General features: G+C 42.7%; 19 protein-coding genes and 1 pseudogene. 13 read left to right on the top strand and 7 right to left on the bottom strand.

Annotated elements, in window-relative coordinates; translation table 11 throughout:
* The 3 genes from F6J94_RS10575 to F6J94_RS10565 form a co-directional block, all read right to left on the bottom strand.
* On the bottom strand, nucleotides 1–247 hold a 247-nt coding region (locus tag F6J94_RS10575; protein WP_293039664.1), incomplete at its 3' end, for a hypothetical protein.
* 904 nt (nucleotides 248–1,151) lie between these two features.
* Complete coding sequence (locus tag F6J94_RS10570) at nucleotides 1,152–1,382, bottom strand: hypothetical protein (RefSeq protein WP_293039662.1); 231 nt, start codon at nucleotides 1,380–1,382, stop codon at nucleotides 1,152–1,154.
* Between the two features lie 518 nt (nucleotides 1,383–1,900).
* Nucleotides 1,901–2,050, bottom strand: a complete 150-nt coding sequence (locus tag F6J94_RS10565) for a hypothetical protein (RefSeq protein ID WP_198954255.1) — start codon at nucleotides 2,048–2,050, stop codon at nucleotides 1,901–1,903.
* 374 nt (nucleotides 2,051–2,424) lie between these two features.
* Here F6J94_RS10565 and F6J94_RS10560 point away from each other — a divergent pair, with 374 nt between their 5' ends.
* A complete protein-coding gene (locus F6J94_RS10560; protein WP_293039660.1) occupies nucleotides 2,425–3,777 on the top strand; it encodes a nicotinate phosphoribosyltransferase in 1,353 nt (450 codons plus the stop codon).
* Nucleotides 3,778–3,908: 131 nt separating this feature from the next.
* Here the strand turns inward: F6J94_RS10560 and F6J94_RS10555 are convergent, their stop codons facing one another.
* A complete protein-coding gene (locus tag F6J94_RS10555; protein ID WP_293039658.1) occupies nucleotides 3,909–6,161 on the bottom strand; it encodes an ABC transporter substrate-binding protein in 2,253 nt (750 codons plus the stop codon).
* A gap of 281 nt (nucleotides 6,162–6,442) precedes the next feature.
* Here F6J94_RS10555 and F6J94_RS10550 point away from each other — a divergent pair, with 281 nt between their 5' ends.
* From F6J94_RS10550 to F6J94_RS10525, 7 genes and pseudogenes are all read left to right on the top strand, one after another.
* A complete protein-coding gene (locus F6J94_RS10550; RefSeq protein ID WP_293039656.1) occupies nucleotides 6,443–6,721 on the top strand; it encodes a hypothetical protein in 279 nt (92 codons plus the stop codon).
* On the top strand, nucleotides 6,651–6,929 hold the full coding sequence (locus F6J94_RS10545) for a hypothetical protein (RefSeq protein WP_293039654.1): 279 nt from the start codon (nucleotides 6,651–6,653) through the stop codon (nucleotides 6,927–6,929). The genes F6J94_RS10550 and F6J94_RS10545 overlap by 71 nt, the downstream gene beginning before the upstream one ends.
* A 1,157-nt stretch (nucleotides 6,930–8,086) precedes the next feature.
* Nucleotides 8,087–9,664, top strand: coding sequence for a mechanosensitive ion channel family protein (locus F6J94_RS10540; RefSeq protein ID WP_293039652.1), 1,578 nt, complete (start codon nucleotides 8,087–8,089; stop codon nucleotides 9,662–9,664).
* A gap of 771 nt (nucleotides 9,665–10,435) precedes the next feature.
* On the top strand, nucleotides 10,436–11,002 hold the full coding sequence (locus F6J94_RS10535; RefSeq protein WP_293024743.1) for a nicotinate-nucleotide adenylyltransferase: 567 nt from the start codon (nucleotides 10,436–10,438) through the stop codon (nucleotides 11,000–11,002).
* Nucleotides 10,999–11,328, top strand: coding sequence for a hypothetical protein (locus F6J94_RS34225; RefSeq protein WP_367142188.1), 330 nt, complete (start codon nucleotides 10,999–11,001; stop codon nucleotides 11,326–11,328). The genes F6J94_RS10535 and F6J94_RS34225 overlap by 4 nt, the downstream gene beginning before the upstream one ends.
* An 89-nt stretch (nucleotides 11,329–11,417) precedes the next feature.
* Nucleotides 11,418–11,849 (top strand): annotated as a pseudogene (locus F6J94_RS34220) (hypothetical protein).
* A gap of 22 nt (nucleotides 11,850–11,871) precedes the next feature.
* A complete protein-coding gene (locus F6J94_RS10525) occupies nucleotides 11,872–12,237 on the top strand; it encodes a response regulator (protein WP_293024747.1) in 366 nt (121 codons plus the stop codon).
* 258 nt (nucleotides 12,238–12,495) lie between these two features.
* On the opposite strand, the gene F6J94_RS10520 is transcribed toward F6J94_RS10525, so the two are convergent.
* Nucleotides 12,496–12,678, bottom strand: coding sequence for a hypothetical protein (locus F6J94_RS10520; RefSeq protein ID WP_293039650.1), 183 nt, complete (start codon nucleotides 12,676–12,678; stop codon nucleotides 12,496–12,498).
* A gap of 447 nt (nucleotides 12,679–13,125) precedes the next feature.
* On the opposite strand from F6J94_RS10520, the gene F6J94_RS10515 reads away from it, so the two are divergent.
* The 5 genes from F6J94_RS10515 to F6J94_RS10495 all read left to right on the top strand — a co-directional run bounded on the left by F6J94_RS10515 (nucleotide 13,126) and on the right by F6J94_RS10495 (nucleotide 22,571).
* Nucleotides 13,126–15,006, top strand: coding sequence for an NAD+ synthase (locus F6J94_RS10515; protein WP_293039666.1), 1,881 nt, complete (start codon nucleotides 13,126–13,128; stop codon nucleotides 15,004–15,006).
* 41 nt (nucleotides 15,007–15,047) lie between these two features.
* Nucleotides 15,048–15,230 carry a hypothetical protein gene (locus tag F6J94_RS10510; protein ID WP_293039648.1) on the top strand — a complete coding sequence of 61 codons (183 nt, stop codon included), beginning with the start codon at nucleotides 15,048–15,050 and terminating at the stop codon, nucleotides 15,228–15,230.
* Nucleotides 15,231–16,324: 1,094 nt separating this feature from the next.
* Nucleotides 16,325–18,133 (top strand): GGDEF domain-containing response regulator, encoded by a 1,809-nt coding sequence (locus F6J94_RS10505; RefSeq protein ID WP_293039646.1) that lies wholly within the window; start codon nucleotides 16,325–16,327, stop codon nucleotides 18,131–18,133.
* A 262-nt stretch (nucleotides 18,134–18,395) separates the two neighbouring features.
* Nucleotides 18,396–19,319 carry a hypothetical protein gene (locus tag F6J94_RS10500; RefSeq protein ID WP_293039644.1) on the top strand — a complete coding sequence of 308 codons (924 nt, stop codon included), beginning with the start codon at nucleotides 18,396–18,398 and terminating at the stop codon, nucleotides 19,317–19,319.
* Between the two features lie 96 nt (nucleotides 19,320–19,415).
* Entirely contained in the window at nucleotides 19,416–22,571 is a 3,156-nt protein-coding gene (locus tag F6J94_RS10495; RefSeq protein ID WP_293039642.1) for a hypothetical protein, read from the top strand.
* Nucleotides 22,572–22,773: 202 nt separating this feature from the next.
* Here the strand turns inward: F6J94_RS10495 and F6J94_RS10490 are convergent, their stop codons facing one another.
* Nucleotides 22,774–23,766, bottom strand: coding sequence for an NAD(P)/FAD-dependent oxidoreductase (locus tag F6J94_RS10490; RefSeq protein ID WP_293039640.1), 993 nt, complete (start codon nucleotides 23,764–23,766; stop codon nucleotides 22,774–22,776).
* 160 nt (nucleotides 23,767–23,926) lie between these two features.
* Entirely contained in the window at nucleotides 23,927–24,580 is a 654-nt protein-coding gene (locus F6J94_RS10485) for a cupin domain-containing protein (RefSeq protein ID WP_293039638.1), read from the bottom strand.
* Nucleotides 24,581–24,640 lie beyond the last annotated feature (60 nt).

The raw sequence follows: 24,640 nt of genomic DNA, 5'->3' as shown, positions 1-24,640 counted from the left end.
AGCATAGGTCAAAGTATAACCAGACTGGTCGTATTATTTTCTCTTTTTCATCATCTGATAAATTATCAACATTAAAATTTTTGTCTAGAACTATCTTTGGTAATTTTTCAAAAATTTCTTGATATCTTTTAGTATATTCACTTACATTTGTTATTAATAATTCTTGCTTAACACCTTTATTTTGTATCCATATACTGTACATTGATATCACCAAAGCTAGTAAAGCAATAAAATCACTAAGTACCATAATTAATTGTTTGGAGTTATCTTTTTTAATATGTAACTACGATATGATTAATATCGTATATTTTGGATGGTTATAGCAATTCTAAATCATTCGTAAAATCAGACAAATCTGGAATCGTTACTGGAAAAAGGTTATAGCGATCACTTTAGCAAATATATTTCACGAATCATTTAGGCTGGTTGACTGACAAAACTAATCAAGCACGTACTCGTACGTTTGTATTTTGAATTCCAGTCGATACCGTCGTTTATCATGTTGTGTTCGTGAGGCCATCACTGGGTCAGGATCATGATTACTCGTAAAACGAACCCGACGAATCAGTCTCCAGCCATTTTCGCTCCGAGGCTTTGACCCACTCCAAACCAAATCCGAAAATAGCTGTTTCCTCGTGCGCCAGTGTGTGTCTACCCATCGACGAAAACCGGTTTCAACGATCCTCTTCCCCAAGCGGCTGTGACATATAACGATTGCAACTGCCAGGATGAACCATTCGCCCTTGATAAAGCAGGAACTGAGCGAATTTGGGATTTTTGCACATTCGCTCCCATTGGACTGGTCATCCAAGAAATTTTCCTCGATATCAAAGCGCAATCCATATTCAAGAAAGGATTTAAGAGTGGTCTTTTCATCACTAACAATGGCCCATTATCACCATTGACATTGTTACGACCGAAGACGAGATGGACCCCACCAAAAAGCTTACTCCTTGTGGAGTTTGACATTGTGAAAGCAGAGGGCTTCACCTCGTAGAACATGGAAATCTTTAAGCTGACACCATCCAATTCCTGCTCGCCTTATCCAACTGTCCTTTTTCAAACTTTTCCGATAGTGCCAGCCCCATTGGGTTGTCATGGCTTTCATTAAATCGGTGTGTATAACATCGATCTGCCAGTAAAATGACCGATTACCCCTTTGGGCAAGAGGTGTATGGCTTGTTGCAACATCTCGCGATAATCGTGTTTTGGATACAGAAGCACTGCGATGTTCCAGCACTCGCGCCTTCCACAGGCAAGGCACGTCCGGTGATGCACCACAACCAATCGCACCAGGCAATATTGATCCGGTGAACAGTGAGGTGTCCTTGCCTCAAATAAATAGTGTCATCTTGTCCTACCGCCAAAGCTGCTTGAATCAAAGGTTTGTACAATCGTTCGCGTAGCGTGGCCTATTGGCCATGGATGTTAATTCGAGCAAAATGGCAGCCAGCGTTGCATCCGGCGTTGCAAGCTAAAGGCATATTGGCCTCTACATGGGAACTCAGGAATCCAACGGGTCAAATTTACCTCCTCTGTTTTGATCACGGCCACCACCATCCACAAACAGGTTGTCAGGTGGCTCAGGTGAGCCCAGTCACGCTTGTTGATCTATCCAGCTCTTCAAGGCATTGTATAGACAGGAGTTTTTTTCACAGCATTCCAAGGGTGTAAGTGGTTTCTGTCCTTAGAATGCTGGCTCCCACTCACTTTAGTCAAGGGCGGCTATCTCTCTCCAGATAAGTATTTGAGCACTTTTGACTTCATTTTTTGTCAGTCAACCAGCATTAGCCTTAGGGGCGCACGGTGTGCGCCCCTAAGGATGTTGTCTATTCCAGCAAGAACCGCTATAGTTAGGGTTCAAAAAAAGTCTCTAAAATCGAATAATTTACCGAAGAATTTACCAAGATGCCTCTTTCTGCTCAAAGGGGTCACCGCTAAAGGGTTGAACACCAATAGCAGGATAAATGTCATCATTAGGTCCAAAAATCCTAGCTACTGCTTCAGAAAGATATTGAATACTGCTTTCCAATAGTTTGTAAAAACCCATAAAATTGCTCTCCTGAATTAGTTGAGTTAGAGTTGAATACAGCAGCAGTGGTTATAATTACCGCGAACCTTTACATTTTATGGTGGTTCACAATTACTGCCATGCTGTCCTCAAATTGCTGTTCTCAAATTATTGAGTCTTAACTGTGAGTACAGACTGAAAAAGATTTCTGTCTGGTGTACTTTATCTTATCGAGGATTATCGATTCAGTGCCAGGGTTAGTAATATTTGTTTGGTAATATTTGCAATACTTTTCTCAAGCTTGACTAATCACTAAGATTTGTTTGGTAATTTTGAGAGGATTGTTAACAAATCTGTACCTATTTAAAGTTCCTTTACCTTATGTTAAACATTACTACTTAAACACTACTACCATGAATGATAAACACCAGGAATTAATACCTACACCTGAGGACTATAGCTTATTAACTGACCTGTATCAGCTGACCATGACAGCCTGTTATAGTGGTGAAGGCTTAGCCCAAAAACCAGCTTCCTTTGAACTATTTGCGCGACGTTTACCTAATGGCTTTGGTTACTTGATTGCTATGGGACTCGCCCAGGTACTCGACTACCTGGAACAGTTTCGCTTTAGTCCCCAGGCACTAGAAGCATTACAACAGACAGAAATTTTTCAGGGAGCACCGGAACAGTTTTGGTCACTCTTAGCAGAAGGAAGCTTCACCGGTGATGTCTGGGCAGTGCCTGAGGGAACCGCAATATTTGCTAATGAACCGTTGTTGCGGGTGGATGCTCCTCTGTGGCAAGCACAGATAGTAGAAACTTACCTACTCAATACAATTAACTATCAAACCTTGATTGCCACTAAGGCAGCACGGCTAAGAGATGTGGCGGGGGCCGAGGCTACCTTACTAGAATTTGGCACTCGACGAGCCTTTAGTCCTCAGGCATCCTTGTGGGCAGCACGAGCAGCTATAGCAGGTGGGTTGGATGGCACATCTAATGTATTAGCAGCCCTGAAATTAGGATGTCAGCCTAAAGGAACCATGGCTCATGCTTTGGTCATGGCGATCACAGCAGTATCTGGAAGTGAGCAGGATGCTTTTACGGCCTTTTATCGCTATTTTCCCAATGCTCCCTTATTAATAGATACCTATGATACAGTAGCAGCCGCTAAAAGTCTGGCTCAACGAATCGCAGCTGGAGAAATCCAAGTGACTGGAGTACGTTTGGATTCTGGGGATTTAGTCACCTTGTCCCAAAAAGTGCGATCGCATTTACCCAATGTCTCAATTTTTGCCAGTGGGGATTTAGACGAGTATGAAATAGCCAGACTCAAACAGGCTGGTGCTTGTATCGACGGTTATGGACTCGGAACTCGCCTAGTCACTGGAAGCCCAGTCAATGGAGTCTACAAATTAGTAGAAATTGATGGCATTCCCACCATGAAACAGTCCAGTAGCAAAATCACCTATCCAGGACGCAAGCAAATCTATCGCCAATTTCACCAAGATACAGTTATCAAAGACCGGCTAGGATTAATGGCTGAATCCTGCCAAGATCATGAACAACCTCTGCTCGAACAAGTCATCAAACAAGGTCAACGACTCAAGCTGCCAGAATCCTTATACACCATACAAAAACGCACAGCTGCCTCTGTTGCTAGTCTTGCCACGTCAACCCGACAACTTCATCAGCCAAGCCCACTACCTGTAGAAATTTCTGATGCCCTACAACAGCTCACCATAGCTACCTCCAAAAGGTAACCTGTCACATTAATCAATAACTTAGATTGAATGCCAACTGCTCTATTTCCTACTCCCTACTCCCTACTCCCTGCTCCCTAAAAAACCATAAATATGTACTTAATAAAATCGGAAACCGCTATAACAAATAACTACAAATACCGCCAGCACAGAAGAGACGTATAAACTACCAAAATTACTGGAAACGCCACTCTTCCAAACTCCATTAATTTGCTAATCTTGATTTTACCAGACTGAAACCCCTCACTATTCCCAATCACCACCATCAACAACTGTAAGCCATTGAGTACGTAAACGATAAAAAAGGCATAGTCGAGAGCCACTACATAGCCAACCCCCTCCGGTAGTCCTTCTATCAAGCTCAAATGGTAAAAGACAATCGCTAGTAGCAAGCCACTTACTGCTTCTACGGACATGTGATCGAAAGGGAGAAACATGAACAGGTATCCCACCACCACAAAGAACAGTAGAGGCAATAGATTCTTGATACTGAAACTGACTAAATCCCGCTTGATTTTAATAACCACATTGAATCGGGAATATTCGATATCTGAGTCTGTGTCGATAAATCGTCTATTGCCCAAAGTGGAATCGTTAATCACCGTATCCTGGAAAAAGGCAGCACTCTCAACACTCCAATCGGTAATCTGATCAAACACTTTAGCTGTCTTCCAATTTTTGAGAACTTCTTCTGTAGTGGTATCTCTCATTCCCACGAAGTCCACTACATAAATTAGCTTGTCCCGAGTTAGGTTGAGATGTCGAAATCTCGCTGATAGGGTCTGAAGGTCAAACGGGTAATCGTGAAAATCAAACTTTTCATGAAAATCGGCTTTAACCCGGTATACTTTATATTTTATATCATTGTTTAAATCTGTATCTATCGGTTCTTTTAAGGTCAATTTTTCTCCTGAATCTAGCCGCTCAATGCCATAATTTGTGAACTCGATTTGGTCGGCTGTAATATCCCCTTGGTACCTAAACCAAATGAAAAAATCAACCAAATATGAGGAGGTTTTTTCATCTATGTGACTAATCTCATTGATATCCATCCCGGTGTAAACGATATGGGTTTTTACCATATAGTTATTACCAACCTTTACAATTTCACCACTGTCGAGCTGTTCCTCCAGATTAGCAACAGCCCGTAAGTCCGGGATTATTTGCAGCTGGCTAAATGCTGAAATAAAATTTCTTCTATCAAAAATACCCACAAAAACGGGTGCTACTGCATTACCATAATAGTCAAAATAAATATTTCTGGTTGCCCCCTTGAACGCCGTTTCCTGGCTATTAATAGTTGCTAAGCTTTCTTTAAGCATCAAACGGTCTTTCGGTAAATCGTCCCAGGTAAGATCAGAGCGTTTAATTGCCTCAACAATGGCTTTTGCCGCATCATAATAGCAAGTCGCCACCCATCCCGGCGCTTGTTTGTACTGCTTTTCAAATTCGTTTCTGAACTGTTGACCGCTATCATCAGAAATGTCAAAAATAATCGGAGCTATGGCATAAATTCCATTGGTAAAGAAGCCTACTTCATCTCTCTCCTCTGGGGAGTCTTCAAACCTTTGAGCCAGCGATATTTCGGCTAAGGAGTCACCGCCAAAAATGGGGAAATCCATCCCAGAACTCTTCATTTTGGCAATTAATCCAGCCACTTGATTGCGATTCGCTGTCATCACAATCACTCCTGGGTCTTTCCCGCTATTTTTTAAAGCCAATAAATCTTGATAAATCGTTTCTATGGCTTGGTCTATATCATCCCCTAATACCCACTTACTGACTACTTCTCCCCCTAACTGCCGAAACGTCTCTTCAACAGTCTTCCCTAAGGTCAAGCCATAAGTGCTGGGGCTGTAAACTAGGCTAATATTGGAAGATCCCAGAATCTTTTGGATATAATTGGCGATAAAAGTACCCTGAGCACTGTTAGAAAAAATGGTGCGAAAATACCAAGTGTTCGATTGGGTGACCCCATCAGCAGTAGCTGAGCCGGTCACCGCAGGAATCTTATGGTCTTGATAAACTTTGCCAGCAGCCGTAGATACCCCACTACTGTAATGACCAATCACTGCGATCGCATTTGATTGAGCAATCTTCTTCGCAACCTGCTGTGCCACATCCGGATTGCCTTGGTCATCATAAACTTCAAGCTTAAATTTTTTCCCCTTAACACCGCCAGCCTTGTTAACTTGCTTAATGTAAAGTTGAGCACCGTCTACCATTGCTCTGCCTGAGCGTTGGGCTGATTCACTAGCATTGCTTAACGGAGCTGCGATCGCAATGGTTATCCTCTCTTGATCTCCCTGGAAGGTATCAATTGCTACAACTGTAGCCCAGGCAAGCAGTACTATAGATACTAATACGATGGCTTTTTTTAGCATATATCACCTGATCAGTTGAATGGTCACAGATTACAGGTTACAGGTTTAACGTTACAGGTTTAACGTTACAGGTTACAGGTTGTTCGCGTAGCGTGGCCTTTTGGCCAAGGTTACAGGTTGAAAGTTACAGGTTGAAAGTTACAGGTTGAAGGTTGTTCGCGTAGCGTGGCCTTTTGGCCAAGGTTACAGGTTGTTCGCGTAGCGTGGCCTTTTGGCCAAGGTTACAGGTTACAGGTTTAACGTTATAAAGTTTATATTTTACGTTACAGGTTACATGTTACATGTTTAACGTTACAGGTTGCCAGTTATACATCCGGCTTTCAGTTGTTAACCCTCTAATCTTCAACCATCAACCATCAAACCTTCAAACCATCAACCATCAAACCTTCTATCTTAAACCATCAACCATCAAACCATCAACCTTGGCCAAAGGCCACGCTACGCGAACAACCATCAACCATCAAACCTTCAAACCATCAACCATCAACCTTGGCCAAAGGCCACGCTACGCGAACAACCATCAACCATCAAACCATCAACCATCAAACCTTCTATCTTAAACCATCAACCATCAAACCATCAACCTTGGCCAAAGGCCACGCTACGCGAACAACCATCAACCATCAAACCATCAACCTTGGCCAAAGGCCACGCTACGCGAACAACCATCAACCATCAACCTTGGCCAAAGGCCACGCTACGCGAACAACATTCAACCATCAAACCATCAACCTTCAAACCTTGGCCAAAAGGCCACGCGATCGCTGAAAGCGGGACTTCGTCCATCGCGTTCAACCTTACCTGGCTTCGTGAGTGGGCAATCACGCCCTTGCTGCAATGGCGGCGATTAAACCTTTCTAAAAACCACGAATTAGAACTGTCAATAAAATTATTTAAAACAGGATAAAGGCTTGTGAAAAATGATCAATGATCAATGATTAATAGACTGAATTCTAGCCAAGTAAACCTTTTTACAATCAACCTTGTCTAAAAAAAACATCCCTTAGGACTTTTAGAATAAACTAGGTGGCAATTTAATCAATATTTTTTTAATTTTATTCTCTCTATTGACTTTATTATATCTATTACTTATTTTTAATATAGCGGTTCTGATATTAATGAGGTAGACATAATTTTTTCCCTATTCCCTATTCCCTATTCCCTATTCCCTATTCCCTATTCCCTATTCCCTATTTTCTGTAATAGAGCCATAGCAATTGCTTTAGGTAAGATCCTCAGGGATATCACCGGCACTTCCGTGCTATAAATTCGGGTTCTTCAGTACCTGCTATGCGATCATTTCAAGTAAAAAAAATCATAAAGCTTACTCTACAAGGGAAATGTATTTAATTAACAATAATTTCTAAATACTGCCTCTTTCCACTGCTCCCTACTCCCTGCTCCCTGCTCCCTTTGCCAAAGTGTTAATTTAGCATAACAAGTACGGAAGAGCCTAAATTCGATAAACTAATAGGTGGTAACTATTCATCTATCAGCTCCTCAGCCGTCAGCTTTGGAAGGGTTAACTTCTGTTGCTCTCATCTGAATGTTCGCTTTTCCAGGTTTAGATACTTGTTTAATTCTTTAATTAAATAAAACAATACACCATTAAACCTTTTAAGCAAAGCTTATGAAGCATAAGTAACAACAGGGATTAATTATGAAATAAATGTGAAATAATGTGAAATTAAGCTCAACTGATGATCTGAGCTCAAGTTGTGCTCAAATGGCGCAGATCGACCTAGGGGTCTCCTGTCCATGGAACACTGTCAAGAAAAACCTTTTGAAACCTTCATGAACTTCTGGCTATGAGGCGGTGGATGAACCTTCCTGTAGTGGTATCAATTTAATTGTAGTTAAGAATATAATTTATATTTAATAAGTAAAGTATTGTATTATACTGAAAGGTTGAGCTAATTTGTTAAGTGAACAACATAATTATTATCTTGGCTGAAGTCAGCCTGGTCATCGTAGTTTTCTGTCTAGTCAACTGGCTGGTGGGTAGACTATTCAAGCAACTGATCAGAGTTGCTTGGTTCCAAAAGGTGAACAGCAATGCTAGAAACCTCCGCCGGAACCTCCAGGCGCTGATCGTTATCTGTTGTATAGCGCTATGCCTTCTAATTGTTGGTGGCAACGGTTGGCTGATCTATCGCGGGAAAGACCTCAAGGAATACACACTCCAGTTAGTGAGCAATATTCCCAAAGGATTCTGGATAACCCTTGGCACTGGGTTAGGCAAATGCATCTGCCTTCTGATGCTAGTTGCGTTCGCCATGAAACCCTTGCAGCGTTTGCTCAACTATGGCTGCGTTCGGGCAAAGAAACTAGAACAAATCACTGCTAGTGATGAAAGCATTGAGGATTTGTTCAGTTACTTAACCAAAATCCTTACCAGTGGACTCTGGCTGCTTTCCCTAATCTGGTGTACCCAGTTCCTGAAAGTGCCAGAATCCACAACTAAGTATCTGTACGTTCTTCTTAACATCTATCTGATTATTGGAATCGGGTTGCTCATTCTGAGATCCATCGTGGTCATTATCGATAGCATAGACAACCTGAGTGTTCAATACTCTAGCCCTGATAATATCCTGCGATTCTATAGCAATCTCAGGCATCTGATTCCTTTCTTTAAGGGGTGCCTAGAATATATAATCTATGTTACCATGGCCACCCTGGTGGTTGAGCAAGTAGAGATAATTGCTAACTTAGCCACCTATGGATCGAAAGCTGTCAAAATTATCGGTATCATCTTCCTGAGTCGTGGCTTGATCGTGATCGCCAATTTGTTCCTCGAAGAAGCACTGCTTAGGTCCCCGAAGCTGACTGATGTGCAGCGAAAGAAGCGGTTAACGATTATTCCCATACTAGAGAGTTTACTGAAGTACTTGATTTACTTCGGTTCGGGTATATTGATCCTCGATACCATAGAAATTGACGCCACCCCAATCCTAGCGGGTGCTGGCATTGTGGGGCTAGCGGTCGGTCTTGGGGCGCAGAATCTCATTAACGATATGGTTAGTGGATTCTTTATTCTCTTTGAAAACTACTACCTGGTAGGTGACTATATCCAAACAGGGGAAGCCGAGGGGATTGTGGAGGCGATTGAACTGAGAACTACCCGTATTCGACACTTCAATGGTCAAATGCATATTATTCGGAACGGGGATATTGGCTCAATTACCAACTACTCCAAGGACTATATCTATGCTGTAGTGGAAGTTGGGATAGAATATGATGCTGACCTGGATCATGTGTACAGGGTGATCGAAAAGGTGGGACACCAGTTAAAAGAGAAGTATTCCGAGGTAATTGAACCGACCAAGGTGGATGGAATCGAGGACTTTGGGGATTTTGATCTGTCCATACGAACCATTACCAAAGTTAAACCTGGAAAGCACCGCCTGATTAAGCTAGTGCTTCGTAAAATGATCAAGGATGCCTTTGACCAGGAGGGAATTGAATTAAACGCTCAGGATCCGGTGTTTATTTTGAAACAATAGGGCTTAGGCAATGGAGCTGAGATTCCAGCAGTTGATTGGCCTTGGCCTTGGCCTATTGGCCACGCTACGCGAATGGGCCACGCGGGGCGCGTTTGGCCACGCTAAGCGAACGGGCGGTTGAAACTCCCAGAGTTTGAGGGCTGTTGCACTTTTAGAGAGATGATTGGTGGTGGGATGGAACAGATGAAACAGCGGGAAGAGGGTTAAGTCAGCTTTCAGGCATCTATATCAGGCATATATCGGTAGCATCTACATCTAATTGATTTATAAATTGAATCTCTAAGGGGAGAGGATTGTAGAGTTTTTCCCGCTTATTCAAAAATAGACAAGTTAAATAGGCGACAGCTTAGTAGGGTGAGTTATCAACTCACCTTACTCAAGGGAGTTACTAGGTAAGTCCTGATCAGTTGGAGTTCTGGGTAAATCCTATTTGAGTTGCCCCATTTCTCAGGTTCTGTCCATTGTACCTACTGTCATGCCCCCTAGTTGATTGACAAAAGTCTTTCAACTAGGGGGCTATCACCATTTGTATCAGGAGTTAAGCAAATAAGCTATATATAGCTTGTAGCAGTTCAAGCGTTCGCTGAAAGCGGGACGAAGTCCATCGCATTCTGTTTCCTTTGAGTGTACCCTAATCCGTGGCGCGTTTAAATTTTATAATTCTGAAGCTAAAACCCAACGCTAGGCTTAGATCACTTTTCACGCACTAGATGCTGAAGAGCAAACCTAATCTCAAACCCCTTTGAGCTTTTAACTAACTTTTAACTAACTATGGTCAATATTGCCCTGTTTGGTACCAGTGCAGATCCCCCAACTTGTGCTCATCAAGCCATTCTCCAGTGGCTATCCCATCACTATGACCAAGTGGTGGTTTGGGCCTCAGATAATCCATTCAAGTCTCATCAGACCACCCTAGAACAACGTTCCCAAATGCTCACGTTACTGATTGAGGAGATTGACCCGTATCAAAATCCGATCCGTGTCAGCCCCGACTTGAGTAGCCCGAGAACCTTGGAAACCATAGCACTAGTTAAACAGCGCTGGGGATTACAGGCAAACTTGACTCTGGTGATTGGTACTGATTTAATCCGTCAGATGCCCCGTTGGTATCAAATTGAACAATTGTTAAAACAAGTACAGTTGCTGGTGATACCTCGTTCAGGATATGGAGTAGATCAGGCTAGTTTAGAAAAGTTGAAGCATCTAGGAGCACAATTAGCGATCGCTAATATTACGGTACCATCAGTTTCCTCTACAGCGTATCGTGAGAATGGTGATACAACAGCACTGACTCCTCTGGTTAAGGACTATATCCATCAAGAGCAGTTGTACCAATGACCCAAAGCAGCAATATAAAGGTCAAACTACCAGCTCTAGCCAACGTCCAGGTCAGGGCCCGTCATGTGATTTTTTCCGTCAATACCCAACAAAGCCGCCTTTTGGTACTCCAAGAGGAAGCCTTCCTCGGTAAATCGAGTTTACCAGGAACCTTGGTGTGGGACGGAGAATCATTAGACCATGCTGCCGATTGGCCTTGGCCTTTGGGCCACGCTACGCTAATGGCCACGCTACGCGATTGGCCTTGGCCTTTGGGCCACGCGGGGCGCGTTTGGCCACGCTACGCGAACGGATTTGGGCAGAGAAAATTCGAGTTAACAACGTGAACCTAGAGCAACTGTACACTTTCGGAGAACTAGGTCGTTATCAACCAAAATTGGTTAGAGTCGAGGTTACCTATAACCACCACTACGCCATGGGTTACCTATCCGTCAGTTACTTTGCCCTAGAGCGACTAGAAGAAGCTAAATTCAACACAGATGATGTCAGTGGTATTGCCTGGTATTCCATCGAGCATGTGCCGCAGCTCGCCTTTGACCATAATCAAATTTTGGACTATGGTTATCGGCATTTGCGCAACAAATTGGCAGACAATTCTGTCGCCTTTGACCTGTTCCGAGATGTATTTACCCTCAAAAATATCTATACTATTTATCGACTGTACACCACATTTTTTTGGGAAAACGTCTCTGATTATTACAATTTTAGCCCTCGTATTTTAAAGCTATGCTTCCTGGCTGATACTAGTTGAAAAGTGTCTCAGGGAGCAGGTCATCCATGAAGTTTGTACCGCTTTGATGCGGAGGCATATGCTCGTTTAAAGGATAAACCGTTGGTATTTATTTAGCAATGAAAAAACATCTGTAATTGTGGTTCATAAAATCCTATTCATTGAGGATGACGATTTTAATCGAGAAGTTATCACTGAATACCTTCAGTTGCAAGGGTATGACGTTTGCGCTTTACCCCATGGGTTAACCATTAAACGAGACCTCGCCGACTTTCAACCTGACTTGATTCTGCTGGATCTCAAATTACCAGAAGTTGATGGCTTTACCTTGATCGAAAAACTCAAGAAATCCCAATGGGCAACAATCCCTATAGTTATCCTTTCTGCCTACTCCTTCCCAGCAGACAAAAAGCGAGCTCTCAGACTAGGAGCTCGTCGTTATCTAGTCAAACCAGCGCTTCTCAGAGAAATAGAACAAGCCATAGAGGAAGAAATAACCAATTGATATCCAGTCCGCTTTTTTTGTCATTTGTCTTGAGAGCCACAAAGTTGAGCCCCCTGCCAAACACTCTTGTGGTATACAATACCGATGGTACCGGAGATGATATGAGTTTGAAGTCTTAGGCAGGACTTACGCAAAACTAGGCCAGAAGTTACCTTAAGTAGTAAGTAGGGTTGGTTAATAACGCACCCTACAGATAAGGTTGTTGCGTAAGTCCTGTTAAGGAAATCATTGACATTGATTGTCTCATCAGTCATGGAATTAGTTTTTTTGATTCTGCTGTAGGAGAAATTCCTGAAGGATTTCGCTCAGGTTCTCTATAGACCGTCCCATTTTAGCAATTTTTGCTTCTGTCTGAGACAGTCCGAGAACTGCATTTTGAAGTTGGTTGGCTAGACTTTGAATCTCTTCTCGATAACGGTTTTCTAGTTCTTCTACGTTCATGATTTATTTTTGATTACTTAATCTACACTATCAAGGATTAGGTTTGCGTTAGGGTTTACGTTCGAGTTTACGTTTATGTTTAATTTCGTTAAAATCCTAGGATTATTTTTCAATTTAATATCAATAAATATAACGATTAAATTTTCATAAATGAGATGCCTATATAATTACCGGTATTAGGAATTATTAAAATTTATGTTTGTCCAGAAATTGTTCAAAGATATCAGCAGCAAGCTTTGGAGTTTATTTTCCAAGGTAATCAAAGAATAAAACCAGCCAAGCAATTTCCAAGAAAAATGCTAATCATGAGCCAGTTACTTTTTATATAAAAAAAATTTTTATATACGATATAAACTGTATATTTTCGCCTTTAATTACTAACCAAACCCAGATTACTAAAGATTGTGTGAAGTAGATGGCCTAAACTATAAAAAACAAGCAAAAATGATGAAGATTGCGATCGCTCAACTCAACCCCACCATTGGTGATATTACAGGCAACGCTCAACAGATTCTTGAAGTAGCCAAGACTGCTGCGAGTCAGGATGTGCGTCTGTTGCTGACACCAGAATTATCCTTGTGTGGCTATCCACCACGAGATTTGCTGCTCAATCCCAAGTTTCGAGAGTCGATGACTACACAAGTGCAACAACTAGCTCAGCAGCTACCAATGTCTCTAGCGGTTTTGGTGGGGACAGTAACACCGAATACCAAAGCAGAGCTTGCTGGTGGCAAACCTTTATATAACAGCATTGCTCTACTAGAGGGGGGAAAAGTACGGCAGATTTTTCACAAGCGACTCTTGCCCACCTATGATGTTTTCGATGAAAACCGCTACTTTGAACCAGGACGGGAGAGTAATTCCTTCACCATTGATCACCAACCATCACGAATCACAACTGAGAATGCCCACTCCCCAATTAAAATCGGTGTTACCATTTGCGAAGACTTGTGGAACGATGAAGAGTTTTGGGGCAAACGCAGCTATCAAGTCAATCCCATCACAGACTTAGTTCAACAGGGTGTAGACCTAGTGGTAAACCTGTCCGCCTCACCCTATAGCGCGGGTAAACAGAAAACTCGGGAAGCAATGTTGCGCCATAGCGCTAGCCGTTACCATACACCTATCCTCTACGCCAATCAGCTAGGAGGCAATGATGACCTGATATTTGATGGGTGTAGTGTAGCATTTAATCAGGCTGGTGAGATGGTATGTCGCGCCCGTGCCTTTGAAACAGACTTAGTCATTTTGGAATATGACCGAGAAACACAGGATCTGGTCACCCCACCAGAAACAACTATACAGTCTCCACCATCGGCAGCCATAGCACCAGCCCCAGCCAGCCTAGACGAAGAAATTTGGTCAGCCTTAGTCCTAGGAGTCCGGGATTACACCCGTAAGTGTGGTTTTAAAAAAGTCGTAATTGGTTTGAGTGGTGGGATTGATTCTGCTCTTGTAGCTGCTATTGCCACCGCCGCCTTAGGAGCAGACAATGTCTTGGGGATTCTCATGCCTTCTCCCTACAGTTCTGACCACTCCGTCAAAGATGCTCTCTCATTAGCACAAAACCTAGGTATTAAGACTCACACCCTAGCTATTGGTTCCTTGATGCAGGGGTTTGACCAAACCTTAGCCTCCCTATTTGCCGGGACAGAGTTTGGTGTGGCTGAAGAGAATATTCAATCCCGAATTCGGGGCAGCTTACTGATGGCGATCGCCAATAAATATGGCTATCTCCTGCTCTCTACTGGCAACAAGTCAGAGATGGCAGTGGGTTACTGTACCCTCTATGGTGATATGAATGGTGGATTAGCTGTAATTGCCGATGTTCCCAAAACCCGGGTCTACTCCCTATGTCGGTGGCTAAATTCTAAGGCAGAGGAGTCCCAGGTTAATCAGGATTTGCAGGTTAGTAGGGTCAAGCTTGAACCTTCAGACTCCTCTTCTAAGCTTCAAGCTGATCAGCCTCAACCTGCTAACCTAACTGACTCGAACCCCAAAGGCGAACAACTTTTAAGCCAAACAGAAATTATTCCTTCTAACATTATAATTAAGCCCCCTAGCGCTGAATTAAAACCTGGTCAAGTAGATCAAGATTCCTTGCCATCCTACGATATCCTAGATGATATTCTGGAGCGACTGATCCACCAGCACCAAGCCCCGGAGCAAATTATTGATGCAGGTCATCAGCCCGAAGTGGTTAACAAAATCATCCGACTAGTCGCTCGTGTTGAATTTAAGCGCCGACAAGCCCCGCCAGGCTTAAAGGTTACTGACCGCGCCTTTGGTACTGGCTGGCGGATGCCAATTGCTAGTCGTTGGCTATAGCATTAATCTATCTCCAACGTATATCTGCTAACAGTCAGCATATGTGGAAACTCATTGACGATTTGCTAGAGCTTTCGAGAGTTAGCGGTGACCCGATGGAGCAACCTTTTATTTTACCTTTCCACCCTTCACAAATTATTGGTTATAATAAAACCATTGCTTCGTCTCCTCCACACCTAGAAACTATTGCAATCACTACTAATCTAATGATTAGCACTAGTTAAATTACAATTGATGATCTGTTTGCAAACATAAAAATGGCAAAATGGCAGCCATGTGTTTCATTTTTAATGCAAATCCAAACATAAAAATGGCAAAATGGCAGCCATGGGTTTCTTTTTTATGAAAATTCAGGATTGAAGATGGCTAAGGTTAATTATGGCGCTTAGTAAATTTAAGCTGTTAGGAATTGAATTTACAGAAATCGCAGCTTGTTTGCCCCCATGCTTGACGCGGGGGATGAAAATAAGTTAGGGGATGCACACCCCTGGTCTACTTTGTTTGTGATTAGGAGGTGATCTAACTAGTGCAATACGGGACAAAGAAAATATTATTATCTGGATTATTGTCTGGGAACATACCAGATGAAACTAATGACCTACTTGTTTTATGGTGTGAACCAGCCAACAACATGTACAAGCAGGCTTGGTAGGCAGTAAGACAGACTTCTAAACGAAAACTGTCAGTATTACACTTACTTTGATGCTTATGATATGTACCGAGTTGGTCGAAAACACAAGAGTATTCCTATGGTCAACTTTGCAAAGATTTCCAGGATAATCCGCACTACAAAGCACCTCCTGTTCACCAAGGTCAACAGGAGGTGCGACCCGTGGCGAATTTAATTCTTAATGGGTCAAGCGCACCTATACTAAAGTCGGTAGTTCAAGCCTGCTTTTCTTATAACCAATTATAATCTCCTGTGCTTGACGCGGAGGATAGTTCAATTGTTTTAACTAGTTCTAGATCTGTTGGGATTAAACCTAAAATTACCTGAATTATACATAACCAACTATCCTCCGAGTCAAAAGCTTCGAGTTAGGAGCTTCGAGTCAGAATAATTGATTTTCCAGGAATTTTTAGGAGAAATTGGCTTGGGAATCCACTAATCGTTATTGCTCCTCCCACTAACCTTGCTAAATTATTGTCCTGATTTCTGAATTTTGGATCATGTATACTCATCAAAATTTGCCCATTAATTACCTCAAGATGAGGTAAAATTAAGCTAGTTGTATTTATAGAAGGAGATTACTTATATCCTAAGACACAATCTTTATAATCAAGTAGAAAATTATTGATGAATAGATAGGGTAAATCTATGAATAAACCACTGCGAGTTTTGATTGTCGAAGACTCAGAAGATGATGCTGAGTTGCTAGTGGTTGAACTAAAAAATGGTGGCTACGAAGCAATTTATGAACGAGTGGAAGCACCAGGAGCAATGAACGAAGCCCTAGATAATAAAGGGTGGGATCTGGTGATTGCTGATTACTTCATGGCTAAGTTTAGCGCCATTAGTGCCTTACTCCTCTTACAAAAAAAAGGCTTAGACTTACCGTTTATTATCGTCTCCGGCTCGATTAAGGAAAATATGGCAATCGCTGCTATGAAAGCGGGAGCCCATGACTATTTACTTAAACACCAGTTAGCACGATTAGTTCCGGCGGTGGAGCGGGAGTTAAGAGAAGCAAAGGTGCGCAAAAATTACCGGAAGGCAATCAAGAGGTTACAAGACCTGACGTTTTATGACGAATTGACCGGTTTGCCTAATCGGACATTGTTTTTATACTACCTTCGCCAGTGGTTTAAGCCAGTAAAGCCAATTCACAATCGCAAATGTCTACCGATGGCATACCCGATTCTACCAACTCTTTGCTGGGATGAACCAATTGTTGGAAACACTCAGAAGGATAATGTATTTGCTGTGCTATGTCTGACTCTCAGTCGCTACCTACTTATCCAATACAGTCTAGGTGATCTACTCAGTGAACAACTCCTAGTTGCTACTGCTCAACGCTTACAGAAATGCATCGGTGATCAGGATATAGTGGCACAGATGAGAGAGAATAAATTTGGGATTTTGCTCTCGAATATCCAAGACTTAGATCAGGTGAAAGAGACAGCTGAGCGTATCCATCAGGAGATTTCCATCCCATTTGAACTCAATGGGCGAGTCGTGTCTTCTAATTGCTACATTGGTATTGTCCTGAGTACCATGGGGTATGAGCAACCGAAAGATTTGCTGCGAGCGGCAGATACGGCGATGTATTATGCCAAATTAGAAGGTATTGGCTCCTCAGAAGTTTTTCATCCTAGTATGCAACAGAGAGCTATTGAGCGACTACAGTTAGAAACCGACTTACAACAGGCAATTAAATACGAAACATTGCATCTGAATTATCAACCAATTGTGTCCCTGACAACGGGCAAAACTATTGGTTTTGAAGCCTTGGCGAGGTGGCAGCACCGTACTCGCATCAAGGTTAGTCCTAGTGAGTTTATTCCGGTAGCAGAAGAAACAGGACTAATTATCCCCCTTGGGGAATGGATTTTGCGGGAAGCCTGCAAACAGTTAAGCTTTTGGCAAGACCAGTTTCCTGATTATTCTTCTTTGAGTATCAGTGTGAATCTGTCTGGTATTCAACTCAACCAACCCCAGCTGATTGACCAGATTGACCAAATCTGCACCACCTTAGAATTGAGTGGGGCGAACTTGAAGCTGGAAATTACTGAGAGTGTGTTGGTAGATAATGCCTCAGTTGCTAGCACTATCTTGCAGAAACTTAAAGACAGAAATATCAAATTGTGTATCGATGATTTTGGCACCGGATACTCATCGTTTTCCTATCTAAATGATTGGCCAATTGATATCCTGAAAATTGACCGTTCTTTTCTTAGCAAAGGATTTCAAAAAAATGGCAAAACTTTTGATACGCTAGAAGCGATAGTTAATCTAGCTAAAAAGCTAAAAATTGAGGTAATTGCTGAGGGAATAGAAACCCAAGAACAAAAAGACATTTTGCAAGATTTAGGATGTGAATATGGACAAGGATTATTATTTGATGAAGCCCTCACTGCAGAAACTGTGACCAATTTGATGTTAACCAAGCCAGATAGGTTTTGGTAATCGCTATAGTAGGAATTAAGAAAGGCAAAAGGTTATCCCCCCTTATCTCCGGAATATCGGGGGGCAAGCTTGCATGTAAAAGAGGCCAAACATGAAACCTGACTTGGAAAACAGATCCTACACTGCAAGAGCTGAGCATAAACTAGGTGATTCAGTCTTGAGCACGTCTTACGACTTAGGAAAATGGGCGTTGCTCAATCAAGTAATGAATAGGAGTAGAGTGGGCATCCTGCCCGCGCGAAATAAGGAGGAAACTGGCAAGATGCCAGTTCTACGCAAGATGCCAGTTCTACGCAAGATGCCAGTTCTACGCAAGATGCCAGTTCTACGCAAGATGCCAGTTCTACGCAAGATGCCAGTTCTACGCAAGATGCCAGTTCCACCAAGATGCCCATTCTACAAAACTCTTAAAATCATTCCATTATTCAGCAACGCCGGAAAATGCACTCAAGACAATGGACTGAGCACTCAAAACTCAGCACTCAGTTTGCTTAAACGTTTACTAATTGCCACAGCGGTGCTGTTGGCTGTTGTCCCTACCACAACTAGTTGCAGTCTATTGGAACGGCAGCCTCGGTCAAACTCTACCTTGGTCTACAAAGGACCAGTTAGGCAGGAGGTGAAAGCTGGTTCATTGATACCAGGGACTGATATTCGGTACATCAGTAGGACGGAGGATAAAACTGCTGAAGTGTTGATCAATGGACAGCGGGCATTTAAGCGCAGTGGTGACTCTCTAGACTGGACTGGAAGTCCTCTGAGGGGAGTCGAAATGCGCCTCAACCAGCGGGTATTAGTTTATAGTGATGAACGCCTACAGGCTGGTGGTACTGTTCGTCTAACGGTAGATGGGGTATCTTCTAAACCTGGTTGGGTACCGCAGGTACCGGCTCAAACAAACCCCAGTCTAGTGGTTTACAAGGTTCCAGTTTTATACCGAGTCAAGCAGGGAGAAACAATTCCTGGTACCACTTTGAGTTATACCGGCAAAACCGACAAAGGTGCGCAGTTGGGTGGATTACCGACCGGAGAGTCTCCCTACCGCCAAGGGGGTGACTCGATTAGTTGGCGAGGAGAATTACGCCCTAGAGTTTATCTCGATTTAGTAGTGCGTACTACCTTATATAACGAAGACCGTCTGAATGTGACTGGCTTTGCAACAGTTATCCTAGCAATCGGTGGTTGAGGGTTGTTGGCTCTTGGCGTCCCTTTTTGGAGTTTGGATGTTAGAGTTGAGAGTTGAGATGGCTACTTAAATGGCGGGAAGACCCTACATTGGTCGATGGATAACTCTAATGCGATCGCAACTGATAATCAGCATGCCCTGAAAAAACTGGCGTCGGCAGTAGAAGCCTCTCAGGGACAGTTCAAGCTGATTTTAGCCCGCTGTAATTATATTAGGGTGCGTTTCCGTTTGGTAGCGCAATTATCAACACTCTGGGACCTTGACATTCATACCGTAACCCTTAAGCCATCAGACAACGTGCTCTATGACACCATTCGGTCAATAGTGGGAGAAGAACGCCCTAGTGCTGTGATGGTGTTGGGCTTAGAATCGGTGCAGAATCTAGCACAGATGCTGAGTGTTACTAATCAAGTGCTCGAAGAGTTTCAGAAAAATCTTCCTTTCCCCTTAGTGTTATGGATTACAGATGAGGTTCAGCAGCAACTAACCCAGTTTGCTCCAGATTTCGAGAGTTTGGGGACACCGATAGAATTTGCGATGTTCCTTTGGAACCGCTACGCGATCGCAACAGAAACCTTAATTACTGAACTCAAAGAGACTACCGATGCTATCTTTGACTATATTTTAAAATCTAATATTATAGCATATTTTGTCCCTACTGATATAGGTATTCTACGTTACCGGGAAATTGATGCTGCTCTGAAGGATTTACAGCATCGCGGTGAAACCCTAGAACCTGCGCTCAAAGCTAGTATAGAATTCCTTCGCGGTCAACAGGCCTATGCTAACTCTCAGTTGGGTAGTGCAGTAACTCACTATGAGCAAAGTTTGGCATTTTGGCAACCAGCGCCAAGGGAGACTGAGAGATGGGGAGATTACCAGATCAGGAGATCAGGAGATGGGGAGAGTGGGAAAAATGTTTCTTCATCTAATTTAGATAATTTAGAAGATGTAAATAACTTAGAATATCTAGATAACTTAGAAGATGTAAATAACTTAGAATATCTAGATAATTTAGAAGATATAAATAACTTAGAAAACGGGAGTGATACTACGGTAAATGAGATTACCGTTTCTGATCAGCAATTCCTGGAGCGTCAGGGAATCGTCCTGTTTTACATTGGGTTGTGTTATTTCCAGCAGGGGGAAAAGTCTCGGGAACCAGAAAACTGTCTCTATTGGAACGATGCTAGAGGATTATTCCAGCAGTGTCTTGATAGGTTTGAGCAGTTGAATCGTCATGATTTAGTCACTAAGTTGATCAATCAACTAGGTGAGGTGATGCAACGTCTAGAGGATTGGGATGATTTGTATCACTTAGCTCACAATGCCCTAGGGTTACAGCAACGCCAAATCCTATTAGGGGCGCAAGGTCTGGCACCACTAAAAGCCCAAGCTTACGGATTTTTAGCAGAAGTCGCTCTTAACCAATCTCGTTGGCAAGAGGCTAAGCAAAATGCTCAGAAAGCATTAGACACTATAGCGACAGTTTCCTCTGGTGTGGCACAAGAGGGCACAGAGGAAACAGAGGAAACAGAGGGTACAGAGGGCACAAAACCATGTCTTAACTCAGGAGTCGGCATTCAGGAGAATGCACTCCAGACAATGCACTCACTTCAAACTAGTCTGTATCTACTACTGTTAGCTCAATCTGAGCAACGGCTAGGTGAAGCTGAAGCTGCACTCCAACACCTAGAACAGGCAAGGGTTATTGCACCTCAGGATAATCCTCGGTTTTACAGTCGGATTTTGCAGGGATTGCGATCGCTTTATTTCCAGCAGGGGCAGTATCTCCAAGCTTTCCAACTTAAGCAATATCAACAATCGTTAGCGCAACAGTATGGTTGGGGAGGGTTTATTGGTGCTAGTCGATTACAGCCACGACAACGGATAAGGTTGGTGGGGTTGCCAACAAATTTGATCGGAGCGCAACGCCTTGCCCCCCTAGAGGAGGAGAATCGAAAAACTATAGCGCTAGAAATTGCGGCATCTGGGCGACAGCAGGATGTGAATCGCTTGATTGAACGGATTGGAAGCAATGATTACAAGCTAATTGTGATTCATGGGGAATCGGGGGTGGGCAAGAGTTCTCTGGTGAATGGGGGATTAGTACCAGGGTTGAAACAGACTGTGATTGGTACAGAAGATGTGTTGCCTGTAGTGATGGCAGTCTATAGCAATTGGGTAGAAGAATTGGGACGGTTATTGGCAGAGGCATTAAATAGAATAAATTTAGAGACATTGCATGGAACATCTCTACAAAGTCCAGATATTATTATACAGCAATTGCGGCAAAATGAACAGCACAATTTGCGGACAGTACTGATTTTTGACCAGTTTGAAGAATTTTTCTTTGTTTACCTGGATAAAGCTGAGCGACGGCAATTTTTTGAATTCCTAGGAGAGTGTCTTAATACTCCGTCAGTGAAGGTGATTCTGTCGATGCGGGAGGATTATCTCCATTATTTACTCGAATGCGATGGACGTTCGCGTAGCGTCGGCTCTGCCGAGAGTCCCGCTTTCAGCGAACGCGCAGCATGGTCGGGTAGCGCTAATCCCATGCTGAGTATGGAAATTATTGGCAATGACATATTGAGTAAGCATGTGCGCTATCCTTTAGGGAATTTTTCCCGAGATGATGCCAAGTCGGTGATTGAGCAATTAACTAAACAATCGCATTTTTACCTGGAACCAGCTTTGATTGAAGAATTGGTACAGGATTTAGCTGGGGAGTTCTCGGAAGTACGTCCGATTGAATTGCAGGTAGTAGGAGCGCAATTGCAGGCGGAAAGTATTACTACCTTGGAACAATATTGGGAAGGGGGTTCAAAGCAAGGATTGATGGCGCGGTATTTGACTGGAGTAGTGGAGGATTGTGGACCACAGAATCAGCAGGTGGCGAAACGGGTGCTATATTTACTGACAGATGAAAAAGGGAATCGTCCACTGAAGACCAAGGCTGAGTTAGCTAATCATTTAGGAACAGAAGCTGATAAATTAGAGTTGGTGTTAAGGATTTTAGTAGAGTCGGGGTTGGTGGTTAAGGTACCGGATATTGTTGCTCACCGCTATCAATTGGTGCATGATTATCTTGTTTCTTATCTACGACAACCAGAACTGAAGTTAGATGAGTTAATTACAAAACTAAAACAAGCTTATCAGGCTAAGCAGGTATTGGAAAATACTAACCAAAAAGCCACCCATCAGATTAAGATTGGGTCAGCAGTATTGAGCCTTACATGGGTTAAGTAAAAGGACACAACAAATTGGCTCTAGCTTCGGTGACACTGATAATTTTCATGAGTCATTTTACTAACTTACAACTTATTGTACCACTTCCACAAGCAATGCAGTCGCTCATGGGCAGCGACTGCATCAACATAATATAGCAGGCAAAGGAAAGGAAAAATTGCCTCAAACTCAGACATTCAGGATCTGCAGCTGCTAAACCTAATCACCGCAAAACCCTATCGGTATTAGCGGCTTTGGGAGGCTGACTACGACGAATATCCCGCCAAATTTGAGTAGCTGCTAAGGCTCCATCGGCAGCAGCAATGACAACCTGATTCAGTCCTACCTTTAAATCACCAATGGCAAAGATACGAGGATGGGAAGTGCGGGCCATCTTATCTGTAACCAGATTCCCTCCCTTTTTCTCCAAATCAAATGTATCTAGATATTGGGCATGGTATTTGGAACCCATGGAAATCAAGCCAGCTTCTAACTCAATTACTCGACCATCGGTTAATTCCACTCCAGTCATCTGATGGTCTTCCCCTAAAAATTGCTCAACTGGGGTTTCTATGATTTGATAACCCTGTTGTTGTATTTTTTGTCCCAATTCATCATTTACCTCGAACAATCCTTGGGTAAATAAAGTAATTTCAGAAGTAAACCAACCCAGAGTAAAAACTACTTCCGCATTACCTGCCGTGCTGGCAAATACCCCTACGTTTTTATCAGCCATTTCATATCCATCACAAATCAGACAGACATGGAGGTTATAACCTGCGTAATCATAGACATTTCGAATATTTTCCAAGGCTGGCAGATAGTCAATAATGCCACTAGCAGCAATCAGGTATTTAGCTCGAAAGGTATAGTTTTCACTGTTGTTTCGACCGACTTTTACTCGCACAGCAAAGGTCTCACCCTCATCAATTACTTCTTCGACAAAAGCATCTAGTAAATCGCCACCGATAGACAAATAATGCTCTTTACCTTGTCTAAGAACAGAACGACCAGGGGTATCGGGAGGTAAACCCAGGTAGTTGTGGAGTTCCTGCATCCAAAAAGAGCGGGCTTTGCCTTTATCGATAATCAAAGTATTGAGTAAGTAACGCTGGAGATAGATTCCCGCAGAGAGACCTCCTGCGCCACCTCCCACAATAATTGTGTCGTAAATTTTGTCAGTGGATTCTTGAAGATTTTGTTTTTTGAGTTTCATGATCTTACCTCTGTAGTGATTTGGAAGATAGCAATTATCTATGCCATGAGGTACAAAGGGATCCCCCTAAATCCCCCTTATCAAGGGGGACTTTGAGGTTGATAACCATACCTCATAAATCCTAGAAACGCTATAAAAACTCTTAGAAGTAAATTTACATTTAATTTAAATGTCCTGTTTTAACGTAAATTAAACAGCCTTCTTTACTAAAGGGAGTATGAGTACTGCCATGAGGATTACGTATCCAAGTTCCTTTAGGATAAGTTCCATGTTCATCTTCAAACACCCCGTCAATTACATAAATTTCTTCTCCCCCAAAATGACTATGGTGTTTAAAAACAGTTCCAGGTTCCCATTTCACTAGATCAACATTTTCTGTACTATGAGTATGTAATGGCATTACCTGTAATCCTTTAACTAAACCTGGAACCCAAGAATTTTTAGTTGTATCGATTACTACTCGCTCTTGATCTTCAGGAGACATTTGCCATAGTTTCACCAGAATCGTACAACCTGATTCACTTTTAGGAGTATGGCTTGAACCTACGGGATTGCGGACATAGGTACCAGAGAGATAATCTCCTTTTTCATCAGAAAATATGCCCTCTAAAACCAGAAATTCTTCACCACCACCATGAGTATGAGCAGAAAAGGAACTACCAGTTTCATAGCGAACTAGAGACGTTGCTCTGGCTACTTCGTCTCCATCCCTTTCCAACATCCGACGCTGTACACCGGCCATAGGAGAATCAACCCAAGGTAGCTCTTCGCTATAGACAACAACTCGTTGACTTAAATCTGCATGAATCTGCATGGTAACCTCCTGAAATTAGGTTTATTGTTGGAATCTCTAATTATTGCTTGAGATTGCTAA

The organism is Moorena sp. SIO1F2, from assembly GCF_010672755.1.
Classification (GTDB): Bacteria; Cyanobacteriota; Cyanobacteriia; order Cyanobacteriales; family Coleofasciculaceae; genus Moorena.
The sequence above is the reverse complement of the archived record's forward strand: the minus strand, read 5'-3'. Positions and strand labels throughout refer to the sequence as shown.